The organism is Spartinivicinus poritis, from assembly GCF_028858535.1.
Classification (GTDB): Bacteria; Pseudomonadota; Gammaproteobacteria; order Pseudomonadales; family Zooshikellaceae; genus Spartinivicinus; species Spartinivicinus poritis.
The window spans coordinates 1-21,005 of the sequence record NZ_JAPMOU010000025.1 but is presented as its reverse complement, the minus strand read 5'-3'; the positions used below and the strand labels follow the sequence as shown (position 1 = coordinate 21,005).

14 protein-coding genes are annotated in these 21,005 nt (G+C 41.0%); 6 read left to right on the top strand and 8 right to left on the bottom strand.

The annotated features are described in order from the left end of the window. Nucleotides 1–95: 95 nt before the first annotated feature. The 5 genes from ORQ98_RS17900 to ORQ98_RS17880 form a co-directional block, all read right to left on the bottom strand. Complete coding sequence (locus ORQ98_RS17900) at nucleotides 96–977, bottom strand: type 2 periplasmic-binding domain-containing protein (protein ID WP_274690178.1); 882 nt, start codon at nucleotides 975–977, stop codon at nucleotides 96–98. 140 nt (nucleotides 978–1,117) lie between these two features. Beyond that, a complete protein-coding gene (locus tag ORQ98_RS17895) occupies nucleotides 1,118–1,360 on the bottom strand; it encodes a hypothetical protein (protein WP_274690177.1) in 243 nt (80 codons plus the stop codon). A gap of 74 nt (nucleotides 1,361–1,434) precedes the next feature. Continuing rightward, on the bottom strand, nucleotides 1,435–2,271 hold the full coding sequence (locus ORQ98_RS17890) for a c-type cytochrome (protein ID WP_274690176.1): 837 nt from the start codon (nucleotides 2,269–2,271) through the stop codon (nucleotides 1,435–1,437). Nucleotides 2,272–2,489: 218 nt separating this feature from the next. After that, on the bottom strand, nucleotides 2,490–3,119 hold the full coding sequence (locus tag ORQ98_RS17885) for an FMN-binding negative transcriptional regulator (protein WP_274690175.1): 630 nt from the start codon (nucleotides 3,117–3,119) through the stop codon (nucleotides 2,490–2,492). Next, nucleotides 3,106–3,252 (bottom strand): hypothetical protein, encoded by a 147-nt coding sequence (locus tag ORQ98_RS17880; RefSeq protein WP_274690174.1) that lies wholly within the window; start codon nucleotides 3,250–3,252, stop codon nucleotides 3,106–3,108. The genes ORQ98_RS17885 and ORQ98_RS17880 overlap by 14 nt, the downstream gene beginning before the upstream one ends. A gap of 115 nt (nucleotides 3,253–3,367) precedes the next feature. Between ORQ98_RS17880 and pdxR the strand changes: the two genes are divergently transcribed. Then, nucleotides 3,368–4,834 (top strand): MocR-like pyridoxine biosynthesis transcription factor PdxR, encoded by a 1,467-nt coding sequence (gene pdxR / locus ORQ98_RS17875; protein WP_274690173.1) that lies wholly within the window; start codon nucleotides 3,368–3,370, stop codon nucleotides 4,832–4,834. Between the two features lie 83 nt (nucleotides 4,835–4,917). On the opposite strand, the gene ORQ98_RS17870 is transcribed toward pdxR, so the two are convergent. Both ORQ98_RS17870 and ORQ98_RS17865 read right to left on the bottom strand, forming a co-directional pair. Beyond that, nucleotides 4,918–10,326, bottom strand: a complete 5,409-nt coding sequence (locus ORQ98_RS17870; protein WP_274690172.1) for a C80 family cysteine peptidase — start codon at nucleotides 10,324–10,326, stop codon at nucleotides 4,918–4,920. Nucleotides 10,327–10,872: 546 nt separating this feature from the next. Then, complete coding sequence (locus ORQ98_RS17865) at nucleotides 10,873–11,502, bottom strand: cupin domain-containing protein (RefSeq protein WP_274690171.1); 630 nt, start codon at nucleotides 11,500–11,502, stop codon at nucleotides 10,873–10,875. A gap of 341 nt (nucleotides 11,503–11,843) precedes the next feature. Between ORQ98_RS17865 and ORQ98_RS17860 the strand changes: the two genes are divergently transcribed. Both ORQ98_RS17860 and yddG read left to right on the top strand, forming a co-directional pair. Continuing rightward, a complete protein-coding gene (locus ORQ98_RS17860; protein ID WP_274690170.1) occupies nucleotides 11,844–12,575 on the top strand; it encodes an AraC family transcriptional regulator in 732 nt (243 codons plus the stop codon). A 126-nt stretch (nucleotides 12,576–12,701) separates the two neighbouring features. Then, nucleotides 12,702–13,607, top strand: coding sequence for an aromatic amino acid exporter YddG (gene yddG / locus ORQ98_RS17855; protein ID WP_274690169.1), 906 nt, complete (start codon nucleotides 12,702–12,704; stop codon nucleotides 13,605–13,607). A gap of 186 nt (nucleotides 13,608–13,793) precedes the next feature. Here the strand turns inward: yddG and ORQ98_RS17850 are convergent, their stop codons facing one another. Beyond that, nucleotides 13,794–14,237, bottom strand: coding sequence for a hypothetical protein (locus ORQ98_RS17850; RefSeq protein WP_274690168.1), 444 nt, complete (start codon nucleotides 14,235–14,237; stop codon nucleotides 13,794–13,796). A gap of 520 nt (nucleotides 14,238–14,757) precedes the next feature. On the opposite strand from ORQ98_RS17850, the gene ORQ98_RS17845 reads away from it, so the two are divergent. The 3 genes from ORQ98_RS17845 to ORQ98_RS17835 are packed head-to-tail and all read left to right on the top strand — an operon-like array spanning nucleotide 14,758 to nucleotide 20,949. Further along, nucleotides 14,758–16,827, top strand: a complete 2,070-nt coding sequence (locus tag ORQ98_RS17845) for a type VI secretion system Vgr family protein (RefSeq protein WP_274690167.1) — start codon at nucleotides 14,758–14,760, stop codon at nucleotides 16,825–16,827. Nucleotides 16,828–16,830: 3 nt separating this feature from the next. Beyond that, a complete protein-coding gene (locus tag ORQ98_RS17840) occupies nucleotides 16,831–17,682 on the top strand; it encodes a DUF4123 domain-containing protein (RefSeq protein WP_274690166.1) in 852 nt (283 codons plus the stop codon). Between the two features lie 21 nt (nucleotides 17,683–17,703). Beyond that, nucleotides 17,704–20,949: a toxin VasX gene (locus ORQ98_RS17835; RefSeq protein WP_274690165.1), complete on the top strand. Its 3,246-nt coding sequence runs from the start codon at nucleotides 17,704–17,706 to the stop codon at nucleotides 20,947–20,949. Nucleotides 20,950–21,005 lie beyond the last annotated feature (56 nt).

Here is a 21,005-nt window from a genome sequence, read left to right as displayed (position 1 = left end):
TTGAATCTACTGGCCAGTCCATCACACCTTAACTAGCCATTACCAAATAGGCGTCAATAACACACTGTGTTTTGAGTAAATGATTACCCAAAAACTTAATTAAGAAACTGGCCAGTATTTTTTAACCACCAACTGGTGTCCGGAAGCACTGTACCTGCGGGTAGTGTCGGATTTTTCATGAGAAACAATCGCCTTGACTCCAAGCCAGCTTGCTGAACCAAGTACTTATGGTGCTTTTTAAATAACCGCTCAAAAGAGCCATCAGCTAACGCTAATTTTAATCCTTTCTCAATTCTGGCAGCTATTGCTGGTCGACTTCTGCTTACAAAGAAATAAACCAAATAAGGATAATAAAGTGCCAAGGTTTCCTCTACTTTAATGCCTTTATATAAATCACCTTTTAATTCCACTTCCTTCCAGGCTACATTAATTCCTCTAGGGAAATAGTCAAATCGTTTATAACTTAACATTTTAAACAGGTTTTCATATTGGGTGATGCCAACTACTTTAAGGCCATTTGCTTGTAAAATAGCCATATCAGCCCAGTGCGCACCAAACCCACCCACAAAACCTTTTTTTAATTGATCAAGGCTCGTCACTTTGTTAAACCTTGGCTGTAAATCCTCATGAACAAGCAGCACCCGATAACCTAAAATACCGCGTAAAATAGGAATCTTAATGGGTAATAGTCGCTGCTCTCGTTCAACACTAGTAGGTAGAAAAGCTACGTCAACACCAATATTTTTTTCCAAAAGAGATAGCCCCCTGGCTTGAGTCACCAATTTTTGCACAGGATAAAGCTGAAATGGGCCGTATTCTGCTTCTGTTTTGCCTAGTGCTAGCTCTAACAGTTGAATACGGTAAATATAGCGGCTGTCTAATTGAAAATAACGCAGTGATAACTCAGCCTGGACATTTACAGAAAATGCAACAAAGCCTATCAATACAACCAGTAGATGCTTGATTGGACTATACATACAACAAACACTTCTTCAGCCTCAAATAGGGTTCATTTAACACTTATTTAACCATCATAATATTGGCTAAAATAGCGTAAAAGCCCTTGATAAGTATAGCTAAACAATGACTACTAATCGGTCAGATCAAAAAACTAATGCTACTTAAAGGCACCTCCAATAATAGGTGTCGCACTGGATGTAAAAGGACCATATTTTGCTTTCTCTAACGCCTTAATATCTCCACCAAAATAAGCAGGAACGGGGTAATCTTTGGGTCTAAGCCTTGGGTTAGGAAAATCGTTCTGCCGATTAACTCGTTCGGGTCTAGCGAGCGAATTAATATAACCCGCTACATCATAGGCTTGCTCTACTGATATAGCTGGAAATCTATAATGTGGCATAAATAGAATGCCTCTACCCTCAGATACAGCCTGTTTATTGAGCGAATCGACTATGTCACTTTATGATTTTCTAGCTATAAAATGGGCGATTGCGCAGTGGCACCAAATGGCATATTGGCATAAATAAAACGGCTGGCTTTTATCACTCGGCTCATGCCTGCACCATTATTATAGGAATCATTACCAGCAATAGGCGGAAACAAGTAACCACTATTTAGACCAGCAGCCTTCGTCCCTAGTCCATGCGGCCCATGGCAAACAGCGCATTGGCTCTGATAAACACGTTGACCCGATTTTACATTTACTTTTCTATTGGGTAGTTTTAAATGCGGTAGCCCCACCCCCACCATTGCTTGATTCAATTTTGTTCCTTCCGCTAACCAATTAAAATAAGCAAGAATGCCACGCATTTCCAAAGAATTTTCTGGCAACTTTTTACCATCCCCCATACTACGAGTCATACAGCCATTAACACGATCTGCCGCAGTACCAATCATCATGCTACGAGCCCGAAAATTAGGATAATCATTCATTACATTAACAAATGGAATCCCATAATATTTTGTACCCGGTAATCCTGATGGCCCTTTAAGATGACAATTTGAGCAGTTTAGATTATTACCCGAAAATCGTTTCTCAATAGTAGAAACATTGGGACCAATTGTTTCTGCGGTTTTATCTAGGACTTTAATACCATAACGAATAAGCTGACTATTGCTATGGGAATCAATCGTGTTAGGGTCATTAACATACCAAGATTGAATTAGTCTATTTTTATAACGTTTTTTCAAGTCGGTTGCTTGAGCATCGGTTAATTGCTGATGATATTGATAAGGACTTACATCAATTGCCAGCGCTGTTTTTGATAATACAGTAGCTGTCACTAGCACTAGAATAGGTTTAACTATCACGTCGTTTTCATTTATTAGGTTTATATTAGGCAAGTAACTGTATTACAACGCCATACTTCAAGCTTATCTATTGACGACAACTAGCAATTAATAGCTTTAATATAAAAATAAGTAATGATTCAAGACGAAAATAGCAAACTATCGTACGATACCCATCCTAAATCATTTTCAGGTTTAAAAATAAAGTAGCATTTACTTATGGGTGAAGGATATATTTATTATTGTTTAGCCGCACTCACCCATGATGCTATTACACTCGCATTAGATTGACTTGATAAACCATTAATCACACCATTGCGATTTTTTTCTGATTGATTCTGGCTTAACTTCCATTTCCCAATAATAGAAACAATCTCAACTTTCACGCTGACAATCGCTTGTAACATTTTATCAATATAGCCCTCTGGTGCATCATTGAGTGTCCAAGGATTTTTCTGCGAAGCTTCATGCTCAACTGTTAAACGGTCTATCATTGCCCTATTCCAATCAGCATCATGAATAAATGACAGGCGACCTCTTACCTGCACAGTCACATAATTCCAGGTGGGTACCGCTTTTCCTGTTTCTTGTTTAGTTGGATAATAATTGGGGGAGATGTAACCGTTAGGGCCATTAAATACCACTAATACGTCAGATCCATTATTGACGCTTTTCCATAAAGGGTTTGCTTTCGCAATATGGCCCTGTAAGTATTGCTTATTTTCATCTTGTGTAAACGACAGAGGTATTGGGTTCGCCTCTATTCCTTCAGCCTCAGAAATGGTAATTAATGTTGCAAAAGGATATTCACGAATTAGATTAATTAAACTATCAGTGTCATTTTGTTCAAACACTTTAGGAATAAACATCGAGTATACCTCGCCTAAAAAAACAAAGAATCCCCGCATCTAAAATTTGGTTAATCACTGCTTTATCATAACTGGCACATTTACGAAGCCTGGAAAAACGGGTGTTATCAGTAATTGGTAGGGTTTCAGCCATTATCATCACTCCACATCAAGACTCATTAACGGGCTCTGTTCATTGAATAGTGATATGCTATGACAATATTGGATCTCAAAAAATAGCCAATTTTTTATTTCTATTAGGTGCCAATTTGAGCTATCGCTACCAAAAACTCTATCAATACTTACGAGATGCTATTAACCAAGGGTATTACAAACCTGGACAGCGTTTGCCAGCTTCCCGAACCCTGGCCAAGGAACAAGGGTTGTCCCGCAATACGGTGGTGCGTGTCTATGAGATGCTGATCAGTGAAGGTTACTTGACTAGTCATATTGGCGATGGCATGCGGGTAAGCCACAATCTTCCTGACACACCTTGGTTAACCGATCAACATTCACAGTGCACATCAGTTGAACCAAGCTGGTCTTGTTGGGGGCAACGCCTGTTAACACTGTCCCATAGCTATGATCAGTATCGTGAAAAAACCGCCCCATCAGACGCCTCATTAATGGTTGACTTCCAGTATGGGCATATTGAAATGAGTGAGTCTATCCGCCTTCAGTGGCGACGCCTCGCCAGCAAGTGGTCGTATTTACAAACCCAAGCCTATGGTGACCCTCAAGGATTACTTGAATTAAGAAAAGCGTTAACGACTCACTTGACCACTTACCGGGGCTGCCACACCAATGAAGAACAACTGGTGATTGGCTCTAGCGCGCAACATCTGTTTGCGTTAATTGTTCAGCTCACCACCGATCCAGGCGATACGGTTGTCATTGAAGAGCCTTGGTACAAACGCTTTAGAGACCTATTAATACTCGCCAACGTCAATGTGATTAGCATACCCGTGGATGACCAAGGCCTTTGTCTTGACCAGCTCCAACAAAAAACCATTAATCAAGGTATTACTCCCAAATTAATTTATGTAACTCCTTCTCACCAGTTCCCTGCTGGCGTTGTCATGTCCTTACATCGACGTTTAGCTCTGCTGGATTGGTGCAACAAGCAGCAGTGCTGGATAATTGAAGACGATTACGATAGCGAATTTCGATACAGCGGACCACCGATTGATGCGTTACAATCGTTAGATAAAAAAGGACGAGTTATTTATGTTGGCACTACATCCAAAGTGATTTGTCCTTCTCTTCGCATTGCCTATGGCATCTTTCCACCCCCTTGGATAAAACCAATGTGCAGGGCCATTAATCTTGGGTTTCGCCATTCGAGCTGGATGGAGCAGCACATGTTAGCAGAGTGCATTAATAATGGCAGTTATGTCAGCCATATTCGCCGACAACGACGCCTCTACGACAATAATCGTATGATATTAGTCAATGCATTAACAACGCATTTTGGAGAAAGCATACAAATACAAGGCGAGAGTGCGGGCCTGCATCTCTTGCTTTGGTTAAAAAATTTTAGTGGTCAGCATCAACAAAGGGTTGTGCAAAGCCTAAAAAAAGCCGGTATCGCTGTTTACCCGATTGATCACCTTTACTCAATGCCTCAACAATATTTGGGCCTAATGATGGGTTATGCAACCCTGTCTCACTCACAAATAGAACATGGGGTACTTAAGATGAAAAAAGTTTTAGATAAATTAACTAAAGCACACTAAACAAGGCAATTGAGATGAATCAATTGCCTTGTTTATACCCTTCTCGAATGATTATAGCTTCAGAACTTAAAACCGATTAACAATTAGAGTGATACTGCTAGTTCCGTATTTCTAGAAGTATGAGTAGCCCCTACAGCCGTAACCGTATTTCCACTCATTGCCGTTTCACTATTAAACCCACTGATACTTTGAATTAATTGATTGATGCTATTATCCTCAGTTGAAACAAGTTGTTTTTCAAGTGAAGTAGGATTAACGCTAAATAGTTTTCCATCACGAGACTTGAACACAAGGTTTCGATGAGCATTATCCCGCTGAAAATGCTGAATCACTAGCCCACCTCGTTGTCCTTCTACATACAAACCAATACTTTCACCTAAATGAATACTGGCTTCTTGGCTGGAAATATTAACCGTTGTTATCTTTATATCAGCGAAATTTGCATTAAATAATGCAAGATCGATCATTGCATCAGTGGCGTTCGTATCTAACACAACCAAGCCATCTTTTTTAGGTGAATAAATATAGACATCATGGCCCTTTCCACCAATGAGGGTATCATAGCTATAAATACTGCCATTATTCCCTCCACCTTGCATCACATTATTCTTATCATTACCCGTCAAACGATCACCAAACCGGCTACCCGTAAACTTGACCAACTCCGGTAGTGGATGTCGCTGCGTCAATTGATTGCAATCAAGCACAACATGCTTTGCCGACATAGATGCATCAAAACCGGTGACCTTAAACTGGTAGTTATTCCCATTTTTATCAACTTTTAACGTCAGATTATCCTTAGTCAGAATAGTTAAATGCTGATAATCAGTACTCTTTGTCCAATTTTTCAATGTGACACTCATTGATCCCAGGTTAGCGTTGTTTTTATAGTTAATAGCTTCTGCTAATTGTTGTTGATATTCAGCCGCAATTTTGGCATATCTTTCTTTTTGTTGTTTTAGCGAATGATTAAAAGGTTGGGCTGGCGGTAAATTAAGGGCAAATCGACGCAAACGACCCGCCATGTTTTCACCTAGCGCCCGCTCAACTGCAGTCCCTCTTTCAGATTCAGCTACCTGAACAGCCTCCCCATTAATTAGCAATGATTTCTGATTGAGCTGATCTACAAATTCCGCCTTAGATAACGAAGGTTTATCTTCCAGCAGGTTATTTAAATACCTCACAACTTTATTATATTCATTATAAACGGTTGATAGCTGATTAATTCGTTGCTGCTTTAGCTGGCTGTCAGCTGCAGCTTGAAACTGTAAGTCATTGCCCGCTTGGGTAATAGCAGATAATTGACTATAGTTAGCGCCTAATACCAAAAAGTCGGCAACCTTATCTGACGCTTGATTATCAATTTCAACGTTATTACGTCTATCTAAATAAGCCTGCAGCATATAAAAGTCACTGCCATTACCGCCCTTTAATTGATCGACACCTGTCTCAGTACCATAGCCATTTAACATATTTCCCAGCTTATTACCCACCAAATGATCAACTCTACGAGTACCCGTCACTTGTTGAACCTGGCTAAAAGCTAATAATTGGCCATTAAAGTTGGCACCGGTTAAGGTATCAGCTGGCTGCGAAGATAAGTCAAACCCAACAGGAATAAGCTTAACTTTGCCATTCGTGTTAACAAACTCCACTTGCTCATCAAATGCTGCATTTAAAAACTTTTTGTCATTGTGTGGCAAAACAAGTGACGCTGAATATGTTTGGGTATTTATATTTAAAATATATCCATTTTTTGTTTTTATCTGTAAGTGTTGATAGGCTTTACCTTTAAAGAAGTCACTGACTCGAACGTTACGCTCTTTGTCAGCACTATCTTTATAAATAATGATAAGATCATCTGTGTATCGCCACCCTAACCACAGATTACCTTGCTCCTGACCCACTCCTGAACGAAATGCTTGAATATCTTCCCGCTCCGCATCAAGCACTAGCGTATCAATTTTGGGCGTATGAGTTTCATCTTTATTATTAATGGTTAACCAGCTCGCGGCGTTCTTTCCTGCAATATATGTATCAGCCCCTTGACCGCCAGAAGCCGTTATTTTTTGTGGGCCTAACACAAATAAGTCATCCCCACCCTTACCCATTATTTGATACTGGTATTCACTGATCGATGCACCAATAGGCTCACCTTCAGCATTGGTTGGTTGACGTTGAATTACTTGAAAAACATTATTTTTATCATTTCCTTCATAACGCCCTTGCCTTGAAGCGCTGTCAGTATCAACCCCTCCCTGCTCATTTCGTTTAATGACATTTTTGCTATTAATAGGGATTGTCCATAGCATTTTGACCGTTTTCGTTTCCATCTCAAACTTAGGTGACTGGCCCAGACCTAAAATAATATTTTGGACGCCTTCTGTTTTAATATTGAAGGTTCGATCTTGCTGCTGCCCCGTTACATCCGACATATTACCAATAGTTAGGGATGAGTCTGCACCTCCATTGGCTAATTTAAAGCGCAGATTGCCACCATAATAAGAGGCGGGGGCATTGGCAAAATCAATCGTAGCAGCCCCCCCCTCTTCTGCTTCGATAATACTATAGTAATTTCGATAATCTGCTAACAGCGACAATAGTTGTGTATCTTCTCGATACTGATTTTCCAGCGCTTCACTGCGTTGAATGGCATTCAATATATTACCAATTGGGTGGAATTCATAAAACAGCTTTTCAATACCATCACCTAAGCCAACAAAAAAGGCCTCTGCCCGTTCTTGCCAGGAAGCATCATCGGGTACCTCACTCATTTTTTGTTTTATACTGTCGTATAGTGTACCAAACCCAATTCTTACTAACGTAAAACCTATCGACATTGCTTCAAACAGTGGTGATAATGGTGAAGGAATTGAGGCAAGCACCCCCGTTGCAGTCGCTAAAAAGTCTAAAGCAAAATTGACGACACCTCTTACTTTGTCTGGGTCTTTTAAATCCTCAATCATGCCATGAACCCCCAGCCCTATCCCAACCAGCGGGGTAGCTCTACCCAATAATTTGCTAAAACTTCTAATACCTGCTGCACCGGATTGGCTGACACGGGTAAACAACTTAGCTAGTTCAGGGGCTGCTTTTCGTGCAGCAATATCGGATAAACCACTTGCCGTGTAAGTCGTGGCTTTTGCTAATAACTTTCCTGCACCCGTGACTATTTTTTGTGGTGCATTTGCCAGCTCCCCAAAACCATAAAGTGTTAATGCTGAGTTAGCCGCAATTGCAGCAGCATCCCCTTTTTCTAACGCATTGGATAAGCTTTCCAGCCCTTTTAAGCTCATAAAAATGCCTAAGGCACGTGAGGTATGTGCAGTCCCCCTGGCTAGTTCTTGGCGAAAACGACTGATGGTTTTAAAGGTGCGAAATTGGTTAGCATCAACATCAATCGTCTGGGTTGACAACTGTTGGCCATCTTTATATTGAACAACTAGTCGACCAGACTTGAAGTCTGTTCCATCGGCAAAATCAATAAAGTCATTAGGCTGCTTGCCTATCGCTTTTAGTTTTGACTCAACAAACTGCTTGGCAAGCTTAAGGTCATACAGCTTAGCTGCTTTTAATTCATTAGCAGGTTCAAAAAAAGCGTCACTGTTTACACCCACTAAATCAGATGCCGAGTGCTTAACCTTAGCTAAAGCATCTTCCAGTTTTACATCGGCTAATTGCGCCTGACTGACCCGGTCAATGCTGATTTCACCCTCACCGTATCCACGCACAACATGATCATCAACGCCACCCGTACCATTAGTATTAATAATGACTTTATGCTGATGATCACCTGCTTTCCATGTTACCCTGCCATCTTCTAAAAAGCGCAGCGTTTCCCGCTGTCCAGCTGCATTAATTCTTACCAAAGTATCCTGTGCTGAAATTTTCACTTTTGCATTAGGAGCCAGGTTAGCTATTTTGCTAGCCACCTCTGATACAAATCTAGCACCATTATTCGAATCAGTTGCCCCTAGACCACAGGCGATCAAGCTGATTTTTTGTGGTAGCCCTTGCTTTAATCCTTGCTCAAATACGGCTGTGGTCAAGCGGTTTGCGTCCATTCCAGCTAACGTGGTTCCACGATTTAATATAGCGTCTGAAAATGAGGCATCAGAATGACCAACTAACAGCAATTGATCTTGCAGGCCTGCTGTTAACTGGGCCGGTTGACCTGAAACTGCATCGATAATAGCAGCTTTAGTTGGGTTCCACTGCAACCATTGTACTTTGCTTGTAGGGTATTTTCGATAAAGATTGAGTGCCGCCTGATAACTGACAGGGTCACCGTCCACCTGGACAATAATATTTTTGTTATAACTATTTTCCGCTACCCTACTTCCTGCGGGACGAGCAAGATTCTCTTGCGAAGGTCGACGCCAACGATTGACCGCCAACGAGCGATATTCATTCATCAGTTGACCACGACCAAATTCAACTTCATGAAGAATCTTTACCTCACCACTTTCTGTTTGAATACTTTCAGGTGCAAGCCAGTTTTTAGGGTTGGTATTTTTTCCTTCACCCGTTTCGCTGCCATTACGGTATTGTATTTCATACTCTGTTAGCTTTGTCTCACAGGAAACACAAGCCGGCTTTGAAATACCAAAGGAGAGGCCATTGAGTGGTTTATTTTGCTTTTGCAGAAAAGAGATAAGCTGCATTTCAGCATGAGGCTTTGCAGCTTCAGCAGCCGATTGTGGTGTAGAACCAATACCAATAAAGACTACCTTGTCAAAATCTGCAATGCCTTGAAACTCCTGCTGTAACTGCTCAACCACAGCAATACGATTAGCAGCTTGGTTGCCCTCATTACCCGCTACAGGATTCACACCATCATTAAAAAGCGAATAAGACAGATAAGTATTTTGCTCTCCCAACCCATTCACAGTAGTTGGTGTATCCCCAGGCGTCACGCCTTTACGGGTTTTGGTATTAGAAGCAATGTACAGGGTACGATCAATGACAGTCACAGCAACCGTATCATAATGAATTTCACTGGCCCCACCCGGCGCCAAGCCTTTTTTCATTTCCTTTGGCAGTATCTTTTTAATGTTTTCTACTGAAGCCTCATCAATTCCAGGAATGGTTTCAGGATGGTTCATATAGTCAGCTAATTGCTGAGCACTTAAGGCATTAATATCTAACTTATCTTTTACTGCTGCTTTAAATTGCGCTTCAAATGACGTGTTTTCAACATATGCCCTAACATTGAGCTGTTGTCCATCTTGTAAATAGGGCTGCCAAGCTTCTACATATTTAGCGACTTTTTCGGTAAATTTTTGTTTGGCAATCTTAAGCAGCTCTCTTTTCTTATTTTCACTTAATTTCTTATTGGAGGGTTCTTCTGACCCTACATTTTCTACCCAGCCCTCGACATGCTCATTCGAGTAGGCGGTCGCTAAAATAAAGTTAGCCAGCTTATCTTCAAAACTAAGGCGACTAAGATCTACTGTTGGCGCTGACGTACCAGCACTTTTATCAGTTGGCATAATTAATAACCTCTTTTTTACAACAAAGCACTACCGGTTACCCACTGTAAATGAATTTCTATTAAGCCTGACGCTTGTTAATACCAAGGAAGAAATGAAGATAACGAATAAGTTTGACTGTATAACACTTGAATTATCGCCAAAATACGTTAGTAACAGTCATTTACGAATGGATAACTGTTTGCACCCCACACGTAAAAGCCAGTAAATAACTTTACGCATGGGCAACTAGAGAAATTTTCTTAGGAAAAGATATTATAAAGAAGTGACTACTAGCAAATTAATTTTAAATCAGTTGTTTTATTTGAAAGGGCCTAACATTAATCAAATGATTTTTTTATAAAAATTAGCAATAATTTTGTTGAGACCAAGGTACCTAACACGAATATTTACTATATTATGCTAAAGCATTTTGGTTAATGCTTTAGCATAACCACATAAGTCGTGTAAAGTGTGTTGGCTTGCTTGGAAAGGCAACCAACCTTACACTTCACAAGCCGCCGTGTTCAAGGCCCCATCAGCTTGCACAGAGGCCATAAACAATTATTAGAGGTGCCCTTTAGTATATTTATGTATTAATGATTTTAACCTAGGATATTGCTCAACCAGTTGCTCGGCATTCGCTAACTCAAAGTCATCAAACTCAAATCCTGGCGCAACTGTCGTACCAAGTAATGCATAGCCAGTGGAGTCTCTTTTTGAAAGTTTAACCCCCTGCCAGGTGCCAGAAGGCACAACCACTTGCAGCTGTTCGCCGTTAGCAATATTTTTACCTAAGGTGATTAATTGGTGATTACCATCTGGATAAATCAACAGCATTTCCACCGACTCACCTAAATAATGATGATAAACCTCATCCTGTTTAATTCGATGTAATGCAGAAAAATTATCTGGTAAAACCATGTAATAAATAGCAGTACTCACTGCCCGTATGACGGTTGAAGCATCATTTGTAAAATGGTATTGAATAGTATCTGCTGACTTATAGGTTTCTCGATAATACCCCCCCTCTTCTGGTAAAGGTTGTAGATTTAAATGAGCGATAATTTCTGCTGCTGTTAATAATTTATTTTTACTCTCTTTACCATTGGCATTTAAAATAACAGTACTTACTATTAAGCTAATACCCAAAATATAGTGTACTAGTCGTATTTTTGTTAAAAAATTGCTTATCATTCTTATTCCCTTAATGTCATTTCACAGTTGTAACTAGATCACTATATTAATAGTTTTACAAGTAATTGAAATATACCAGCCATAATTAAAGGGCACCTCTAGTATTTATAAGAGCAGTGCCTTTGATTGTGGGGGGACAAATCCTGTAGAGACCTCTGCTTCACCATTGATAATTATCTCAGCAACACCAACTTATACCCGTCGCGAATCACTTTTAGGTTTTGATATCGTCGTCCCTCACCTAAAAACCCTTCGCATTGGGTATAGCTTGTTACAGAGCAAAATGGTTCAAACATCACCTCATGTCAGGTATAGTGTAAAAAACTCACTATATCCGTACCATGAATGACTCCTCTACCATAGTCCTAGAGCAAAGACGATACCAAACCGGTGCACTTACTCACCACCATGACTTTCATCAGCTGATATTACCAGTTGCAGGGCAATTGCATTTAAAGCTAAATCAGAGTGAACAATGGGTTAATCAACAGCATTGCGCGATTATCCCTGCGGGTGCTGACCATACCTTTGAAGGCCAGGCAGACAATCTATTTTTAGTCGCTGATGTTCCAAGTAACTTTTCATATTTGATTGAACAACTGCCCACCGCGATTCAAATGAATCACAGCATTGCTAATTATGCTCAATTTTTAAACCAGGAGCTGGCTATTCATCAAATGAGCCCAACTACACCGATATTAAGCGCAATGATACAGCTACTGATACAGTTACTACACGAGCAAGGAAGTAGTGGTTTATTCAAAATTGATGCTAGGGCTACCCTGGTGAAAGAATACATTGACTCCCACTATGCTGAAAATCTCACACTTGGGCAGCTCGCAGCACTGGTTCACCTCAGCCCTAGACAATTATCAACCGTATTCAAAAAAGCTTATGGCTTACCCCCGCTTCATTACCAGCTTCAACGACGGATGAAACAGGCTCAACACCTATTGAGAACATCCAATTTGACCATACAAAAAATAGCGGAATCCGTGGGTTATGGTAATTTATCGGCTTTTAGTGACCGTTTTCGTCGGTACTTTGGTCATGCGCCTCGTTACTACCGCTAGCCCAAATATATTGTTATCTCACCATACCAGCAAAGTAAAACACCTTTTCGGCAAAGACAAACCCAGCTTGCTTGGCATAGTCTAGAGGGTAACTCTACACCTTCAAGCGAATCAGGTAGTTTTTATATGCAACTCACTCAATGGCAATCGACCATTGTTGGCTCAATGTCAATAATTTTATGGGGAACCTTAGCACTATTGTCACAATTAGCGGGCCCTGTTCCCCCTTTTCAATTATTGGCGCTAACCTTTGGTATTGCATTTTTACTCATGCTCACCAAGTGGGCTATTTGCAAGCAACCTTTAATCAGTATGATTAAACAACCGCCCTTAGCTTGGTTTATAGGGGTTGGAGGGTTATTTGGTTTTCATTTATGTTATTTTTTTGCGATTAAAAATGCACCGATAGTCGATGTCAGTTTAATAAGCTATTTATGGCCTTTGTTTATCGTATTATTTTCCTCACTATTACCCAATGAAACATTATTAAAACGATATATCATAGGTGCAATTGTTGCCTTGATTGGCTGCTGGTTATTAATTAGTAATAATAACGCCAGCCTAAATTTACAATACAGTATTGGCTATATTGCTGCGTTTGGGTGTGCCTTAATATGGTCAGGCTATTCAGTTGCCAGTCGATTTATTAAAAATGTACCAACGGATACTGTGGGGTTATTTTGTGGCTGTGTTGCATTGCTAGCAACCCTTTTTCACTTATTGTTAGAAGAAGCAAACTGGCAACTAAATTTACTTCAATGGCTGAGTATTATTGGTTTAGGTATTGGCCCAATTGGAATCGCCTTTTTTACCTGGGATCACGGAGTAAAACATGGTAATTTGCAATTATTAAGCGTAATTGCCTATAGTACCCCACTGATATCAACCATTATTTTAATTCTATTTAATCAAGCGACAGCCACAATCAATGTATTATTTGCCTGTATCGCAATTGTTGTAGGTGCACTCATTGCCATGCCAGCTCGTAAAGGCCACTTGAAAAATAGTGATTTAATAGATGTTGCTGATTGATCCTCACTCGCCCTAACAATCAAAAAACATACCCAAAGCGTAGGATTTTTAGGTGAGGCCGTCGAGCGATGAGTTCCAGCCAGCATTCTTTTTATCAATTAAAGTCCTTCGGGAAGGGTATAATAGTAAAACCTCCCAAGTTGACAGAGTCAAAATGGGAGGTTTTATTGAGTAACGATTATAATATTAGTATCGATAATACCGGCGTTTTTCAATCACAGTACCATTAGGCAAATAGCGAATGGTTTTTCCTTTATAGACCCCACCACCACGGTACTGCTTTACGGAATATCGATCATGATTCTTTGACCGATAATAAACAACCCCACTTGGCTCACGATAATAGCGCCTGGGCTGGTGGTAACGACGTTGTTCATAATAGCCATGCCGTGGGCGGTAATGGCGATTACGATGGTTGCGATAATGGTGTCTTGGTTTAAAGTGACCACAATGGGCACTATGGCGGTGAACATGGCGTACCCGATCAACATAATAGGGTCGGCTATGATAACTGCTTGCAGAAATCCGCGCATTACCCACACCCACACTGACGCTAATATCAATAGCGTAACTCGAACCTGACATTAACAGGCCAGCAAGCGCTGCACCGATAATAATGCTTTTCTTCATAATCCCCTCCAAACCCTACGCTTTGGGTACACAATTAGCCATCCATGGGGAGACAATTCAGGGCACCGCTAATAATAGTTTATGACCTCTGCGCGAGCTGACGGGGCCTTGAACCATTATTAGCGGTACCCTATATAGATCATTCGAGTAACAAGACTACCTGAAGGTTCATACCATTAGCTTATATAAGCAGCTGAAATAAGGGGTAAATCTCAGAAAACAGAGGTTAATAAATCAACTGACTTAATTTATTCGCGCAGGATAAATATAGATCAAAAAACCATCAACCCAAAATAAACACTATAATTTAACAGTATTTATCTGTCGTTTTGTTACTAACTTACCGTTCCTGCCCTTGCGCTTTTAACCTTTGCCTTTTAATGTAGCCACCAGTCTTTCTTTGTTAATTATCAAGGTGACGCAAAAGGCGACATAAAATAAATCTAGTGTCTGATATGGAAGAATACCTTGCTCCCCATATCCATTAGCTTTTGCAACACCTATTGATTAAAGGTCAGCCATGGATCTAGGAAACCAAAGCCGTTTTACCTTTACCATCAAAGGGGTTGAAGACACACTTCGGGTGGTCCAGTTTAATGGACAAGAAGGCATTTCCCGCCCTTATGTGTTTACTATCGACACTGTATGCGAAAATTTTGATCTGGATCTTGATGAGATACTTCAGCGGCCTGCCCAGCTAGTTATCCATACGGCTGACGACCCCCGTTACATTAACGGTATTATTCATGCCAATGAAGTGTCTGACCCCATTGGTCGCTTTTGCCGCTATCGGTTTGAACTGACACCCAAAGTGTCTTTACTTCATTACCGAGTTAATTTAAAGATTTTCCAACAGCTCACCGCAGATGCCATTATCCGGCAAGTGCTGTTAAATGCAGGGCTGACAACCGATGATTTCAAGTTTCAAATCACAGGCCAGCTACCGACCCGAATCTATTGCACCCAGTATCAGGAATCTGACTTAGCTTTTATTCACCGGTTGATGGCCGAAGACGGGCTGCACTATTTTATTGAGCAAACAAACGACAACTGTGTGATGGTCATTAGCGACAGCCATTACAGCTTTAAACCGGTTCCAGTAAGCCCTGAGCTAGAGTATAAATATCAGGCAGGTATGGAAACCACCCATTATTTTATTAACCAATTTTATGTCACCACCAAAGCTAACCCAAACACAGTTATTTATCGTGACTATAACTTTGAGCGGCCCCGCCTGGATCTGGAAACAAAAGCCACCGCACAAGATACCCAATCAGGACTCAGCGGTTTAACGGTTTATCACCATAATGCATCCTATCAAACCCCCGAAGCAGGGCAACAAAAAGCGCAAAATACCCTCAAAGCCTATCAGGCTGTAAAAAGAACCGGCGATGGGTTTAGCGATTGCCCCCATGTAGCCGCCGGACATTTTTTCATGCTGAAAAATTACGATGACAGTCGCTACGATCATTATTGGTTACTGACAGATGTCATGCATGAGGGCAGCCAAACCCAAGTGTTGGAAGAATATGACACTGGAAAAGGTTTCAGTTATCGTAATCAAATTCTGGCTACCCCAAGGGACCACCAATTTAAAACCCAGCCCTTAGTGGCTAAACCCAAAATTCGGGGTAGCCAAACAGCCTTTGTGACCGGCCCCAAAGGCGAAGACATTTATTGTGATAAATACGGCCGCATCAAAATTCAATTCCACTGGGACCGAGATGGAAAACACGACGAGAACAGTTCTTGTTGGGTACGGGTTAAACAAAACTGGGCTGGCAAAAACTGGGGCGACCTACAAGTGCCCCGGATTGGCACCGAAGTGTTAGTCAAGTTTATCAACGGCGACCCAGACCAACCGATTGTAATGGGCTGTTTATATAACGGTCGAGATAAACCGCCCTATCAACTACCGGATCATAAAACCCGCACCACCATTAAAACCAACAGTACCCCAGGCGGTGATGGTTTCAACGAAATTCGTTTTGAAGACAAAAAAGGCAACGAACAAGTATTTATCCATGCGGAAAAAGACCTGGATATTCAAGTCAAAAATGATAAACGAGAAACGGTGGAAAACGAGCGCCACTTAATTGTGGGCAATAACAGCTATGAACAAGTCAAAGGCCATTACCATCAAAAAATTGATGGCAACCAATACACCTGCATCAAGCAAGACAGCCATACCACAATAGGCGACAGTTTACATAGTAAAGCTGGCAGCAAAACCCTGATCCAGGCAGGTAACGAAATCCATATTAAAGCGGGCGATAAAGTGGTCATTGATGCAGGGGTGGAACTCACTTTAAAAGGCGGCGGTAGTTTTGCCAAATTAGACCCATCTGGTGTCGCCTTTCAGGGGGCCACCATTAAAATCAATGAAGGTGGCAGTCCAGGCAGTGGCAGCGGGGTGAGTATTCAGGAACCTGCTCAGGCTACTGAAGCGGATAAAGATAAAGCGGGTCAGAAACCCTTAGCCATACCGGCACAAAAGCAAAACAGTAAAAAAGCCTTCAACTGGGAGCAACTCATATGTGAAGAGTGCGAGGAAGCTAATGAGGCCAATACGCAAGGACAGGATAAATAAAGTATGGTTGATCCCAATGACGCTTGGCCTGATTTACCTTGTTATTTACTGCTGGATACCGTACGTGAACCAGGTATAAAACGCTGGCTTTATGAAACAGAAGCTAACCCCAAACATTTTTCTTTATATTTGATGACCAAATATAAATCCATGATTGACCAGTCACCAGAGCTAATCCAAACCGAGCTATATTCAGACCTGTGGTATAGTTTTATGGAACGAGGGGTTCGCCAGCATTGGGGTCTGGTTTTATTCAGTGAAGCTCCTTTTGAAGCGGTTAAGCAACACTGCCAATGGTGGTTAAACGTTATCACCCCATCCGGCAGTAAAGGGTTATTTCGACTATACGATCCAACCCTCAGTTGGCGGCTGTTTGCAACCTCTACACCAGAACAACTGGCGTATTTATTTGGCCCTATTAACCAAGTACATTGTTATGCCAATCAGTGGCATGCCTTTCACAACCCAGCACCGATTGTTGGGGATTATAGCTCTTCCCTTCGGTTAGCAGCCAACCAATGGCAAGCCATTAGTGACAGTAAATACCAAGGGTTTCTTAACCGCCTACAAAAACATATCAGCCATTACTTCCCTCACTTGCTCGCCGGAAAAGACCAACAGCAACAACAAACCTGGTTAGAAAAGTTGGTTAATACCGCCAATACACGGCAGTTTACAACTGCTCAGGATATATTCTTTTTTACCAATGTGGTTGGTTATTTAGGGGCTGATGCAATGAACCCAGCCTTACACCCCGAAATACATCAGTTAATCACTCACAGCAGCCAATTAACACCCTCGCAACGTATCAGGAAAGCAGCCATTAAAGCTCAACAGGTGGCAGGCAGAAGTTAGAAAGGAAGTAGAAGTAGTAAGATGTCTCAATATAACGAAGCCAATGTGGCGGCTTTTAACGAGCCGGCCACTGACCCGAAGCAACCTGGCCAGAGTTGCCCCTATAAAAGCAAGTTTATTTATTTGATACCTGTTCGTTATGCCATGGTGGAAACACAGCCACCACCCCACTTAGCAGTTAACCCTGGTTATTATACAGAAGCCAAACCGCTTGGCGTAAGACTACCACGAGAAGGTTATCTGTATTACATTCATTCAGATAATCCACAACAGTTAATAGAAAAGTCCATTAATGCCCAGGGCAAATTATCATCTTCACCTATTAAACTACCTAAACAGGGTACATTGCACGCCGCTTACTCAGAAGTGAAATGGAGTGAGAAAAAGCGTAGCGAAATTATCAATAATATAAACAACTGCCGTAGCCGCTATATGCAAACATTTTCTATCAGTGCTTTTTGCGCAATAGGCAGTAAAGATATGCTTCCAGTCAAAGATGCTGCCGATATTGTGGCAGAGTGTCAGTTACCCTTACCCGCAACCCAATTAGATCCTGAGATGTCGCTCCCTTTTGAGCAAAAGCCTTTTAGCTGGATTCACGATAAACTGGCTTGCCAATCCGGTGGCGAAGCGATGTCTACCCTGACGGATGGTGTGCCTCCTGATGATAGTGCCCTACTGATTTTGCACGACCTGTTTGGTATTTTAAAAGATATCGACGCCCTGCAAGGTAAATTATTTAATGAGCGAAATGACTGGTATGAAAAAAATAAACAAAAATTAAATACTGGTAAGTTTATTAATGGGCTGTATAAAATCAGAGGCTACGAAATAGCCGATCAACTAAAGGAAAATGAAGATACCAAAAACTTCCCTCCCTTAACCCCAGCACAAGCCAAAAAGCTGGAGCGTATTACCCAAGCCCAAAACCAGGCCATTATTAAAAAAGAAAAGCTGAGCCATGAAACTTATGGCAGGGAGCACAAATTAACCAAGCGAGGCCAGCAACTTAGCAAAGAAATCAGACAACACCAGCAAGATGCACAACAATTAAAAGCCGAACTCAGAGCAGAACTGGGCGAAGCGCACTACGAGCAAGTCATGGAAGTTACGGATGATTATCGAGAACAAAAAACCGCCATGTATATCGACGACAGTTGGTTTGGCCGTGCGCGTATTAGAGATCTTGTCAAAACCCGAGAATTAGACAACTATATGGCCAATGTGGATACATTAGCCAGGCGCCTAACTAAACTGGAAGACAACATCATTGCCGATAGAAAAGTCTTTAGCCCCAAGTTTAATCAACTGGTCTGGTATTTTGACATGGAAAGTTCAGACCAACATAAGCACTTACTCGAAAATCACTTGGCCTGTATTACCCATTTATGTACAGATAGTAAAGGCAAGGGTATTAAGCTAGCTCGCGAGCTATATTTAGAAAAAATTGGCCGAGATAATTATGCTGCATTATTTTTAGAAGGTTATGATGTTGCTGTTAGTGACTATAATAATTTAATGGGTTCACTGGACTCTGCTCAAGGTGCTTTTAGTGCAAATAACGATGCACAAGAATTAATAAGTGTAACTGACATATCAGCGATTTCACCCCAGTTAGCCCAACAAATGTCACGCCACCCACAACTGGCAGGTGGCATTCTAGCAGCACTCACTCCAGCCTATATCGATGAGCTAAAAGAAGCTGCTACCCGAGCCAGCGGCAATAATATGTATCAACGCTTAAATAACTTAGCGATCAATTTTACTCCAGGCTTTAAAAAAACCATATTATCGGCTGCTCGCGAAGGGGATTTTACCATTGAATACCCATCAACAGCCAGTATCGCTAAGGCTGAACAAGCGTTGGATGAAATTAATGATTTAGCCAGGCCATTTCGTGATCTTGCCAAGGAAAAAAGGTTAGCTAAAAAAAGATATAAAACCGCTACAAGAAATAATAACGAATCTGCCATAGCCTTGGCAAAAGCAGAACTTAAAGAGATTACTGATCAATTTAATGAAATGAATCAACGCATTCATCAAAGGTCTGACTTAATCAGCGAAATGATTTCACCGGCACCTACCAATGCAGGTAATTGTGGGTTTGTAATACGTGGTTTAACGCCTGAAACAATTAGTGAAATAGACGGTCATGCTCGTGATATACGACAAGGGATATTAAATGGTTATGGTGTTGGCAGAACCCAAACAGTCAAAGGTATAGCCTCTAGCATTAAAATACCCTTGTTTTTAAGTTTAATGAGTATCGCTACATTTTGGTCGACTTATTCAGAAGTTAGTAATAAACCTAAATTAAATTCTGAGGACTGGTTGTCATTAGTCGCTGATGGATTAGGAGTGGTTTCTGCAACCACCTCCATGTTAATGGAAGGCTTGCGTCATCCAATTCAGGAAGGGATTACATCTACAAGTAACCCACTACTTGCTGAAAAACTGGGTAAATTATTTATTGGAGGAACATTTACAATTGCTTTTTTTGATGCCGTAGGTACTTTAGCAGACTTGGGTGTAAAAAGCTTTGAGATAAGTAAGGCCCTTAAAAACAAAGATACAGCATCTGCAGTAGGGGCTGCTTTTGGCTTAGTAGGTGACATCAGTGTATTAATAGGTAACACCAAGCAACTGTTTTATGCTTATCGTGCCTACCGGTTTGCCCGTTTAACAGGCCAAAGCTTTACCACTGCCCTATCTCGCTTTGCAACCCCGATTACTGGGGTCTGGCCTTGGTTATTGGCTGGCTCATTGTTAATTCTAATTGGCGAAATGGTTTATGAGCTTTATAAACGACCGCCACTGATGCGCTGGCTAGCCAGCTCAATTTGGGGAAATGAGAGTAAAGGTTGGAGCTATCAAGAAGAACAACAGAAATTAGCAGAAACTATTAGCACAGCAGAAATAGAAGCCACTACTAAAACCAGTCAACATTTTGATAAAAACGCTAATTCCCCTCATGCAGTTTACAAAAAATATAGCCTATCCATTACTATTCACTGTATGGGTATCACCCAAGCTAGCTTTAATAAAAAAGCTACCCCATTGCAACTATCTGTTGTGGCAGTTACTCTACCTCAATTTAATAATCAGCGAAAGCTTATAAGTAAAGCAGGCTTGGAAAATTATACTTATGACTTTATAGACAATATGGATATCAGTTTTCCAAATAATAACCTGATGCAAATTGAACTTAACTGGACCAAGGAAGCCTTGCAGGCCTATAAAAAGTTTCCTAATTATCACTATACCTAAGCCATTAGCTGCTGTATATTTGAACAGTATGGCAATTTGATTGAGAAGGTATAAAT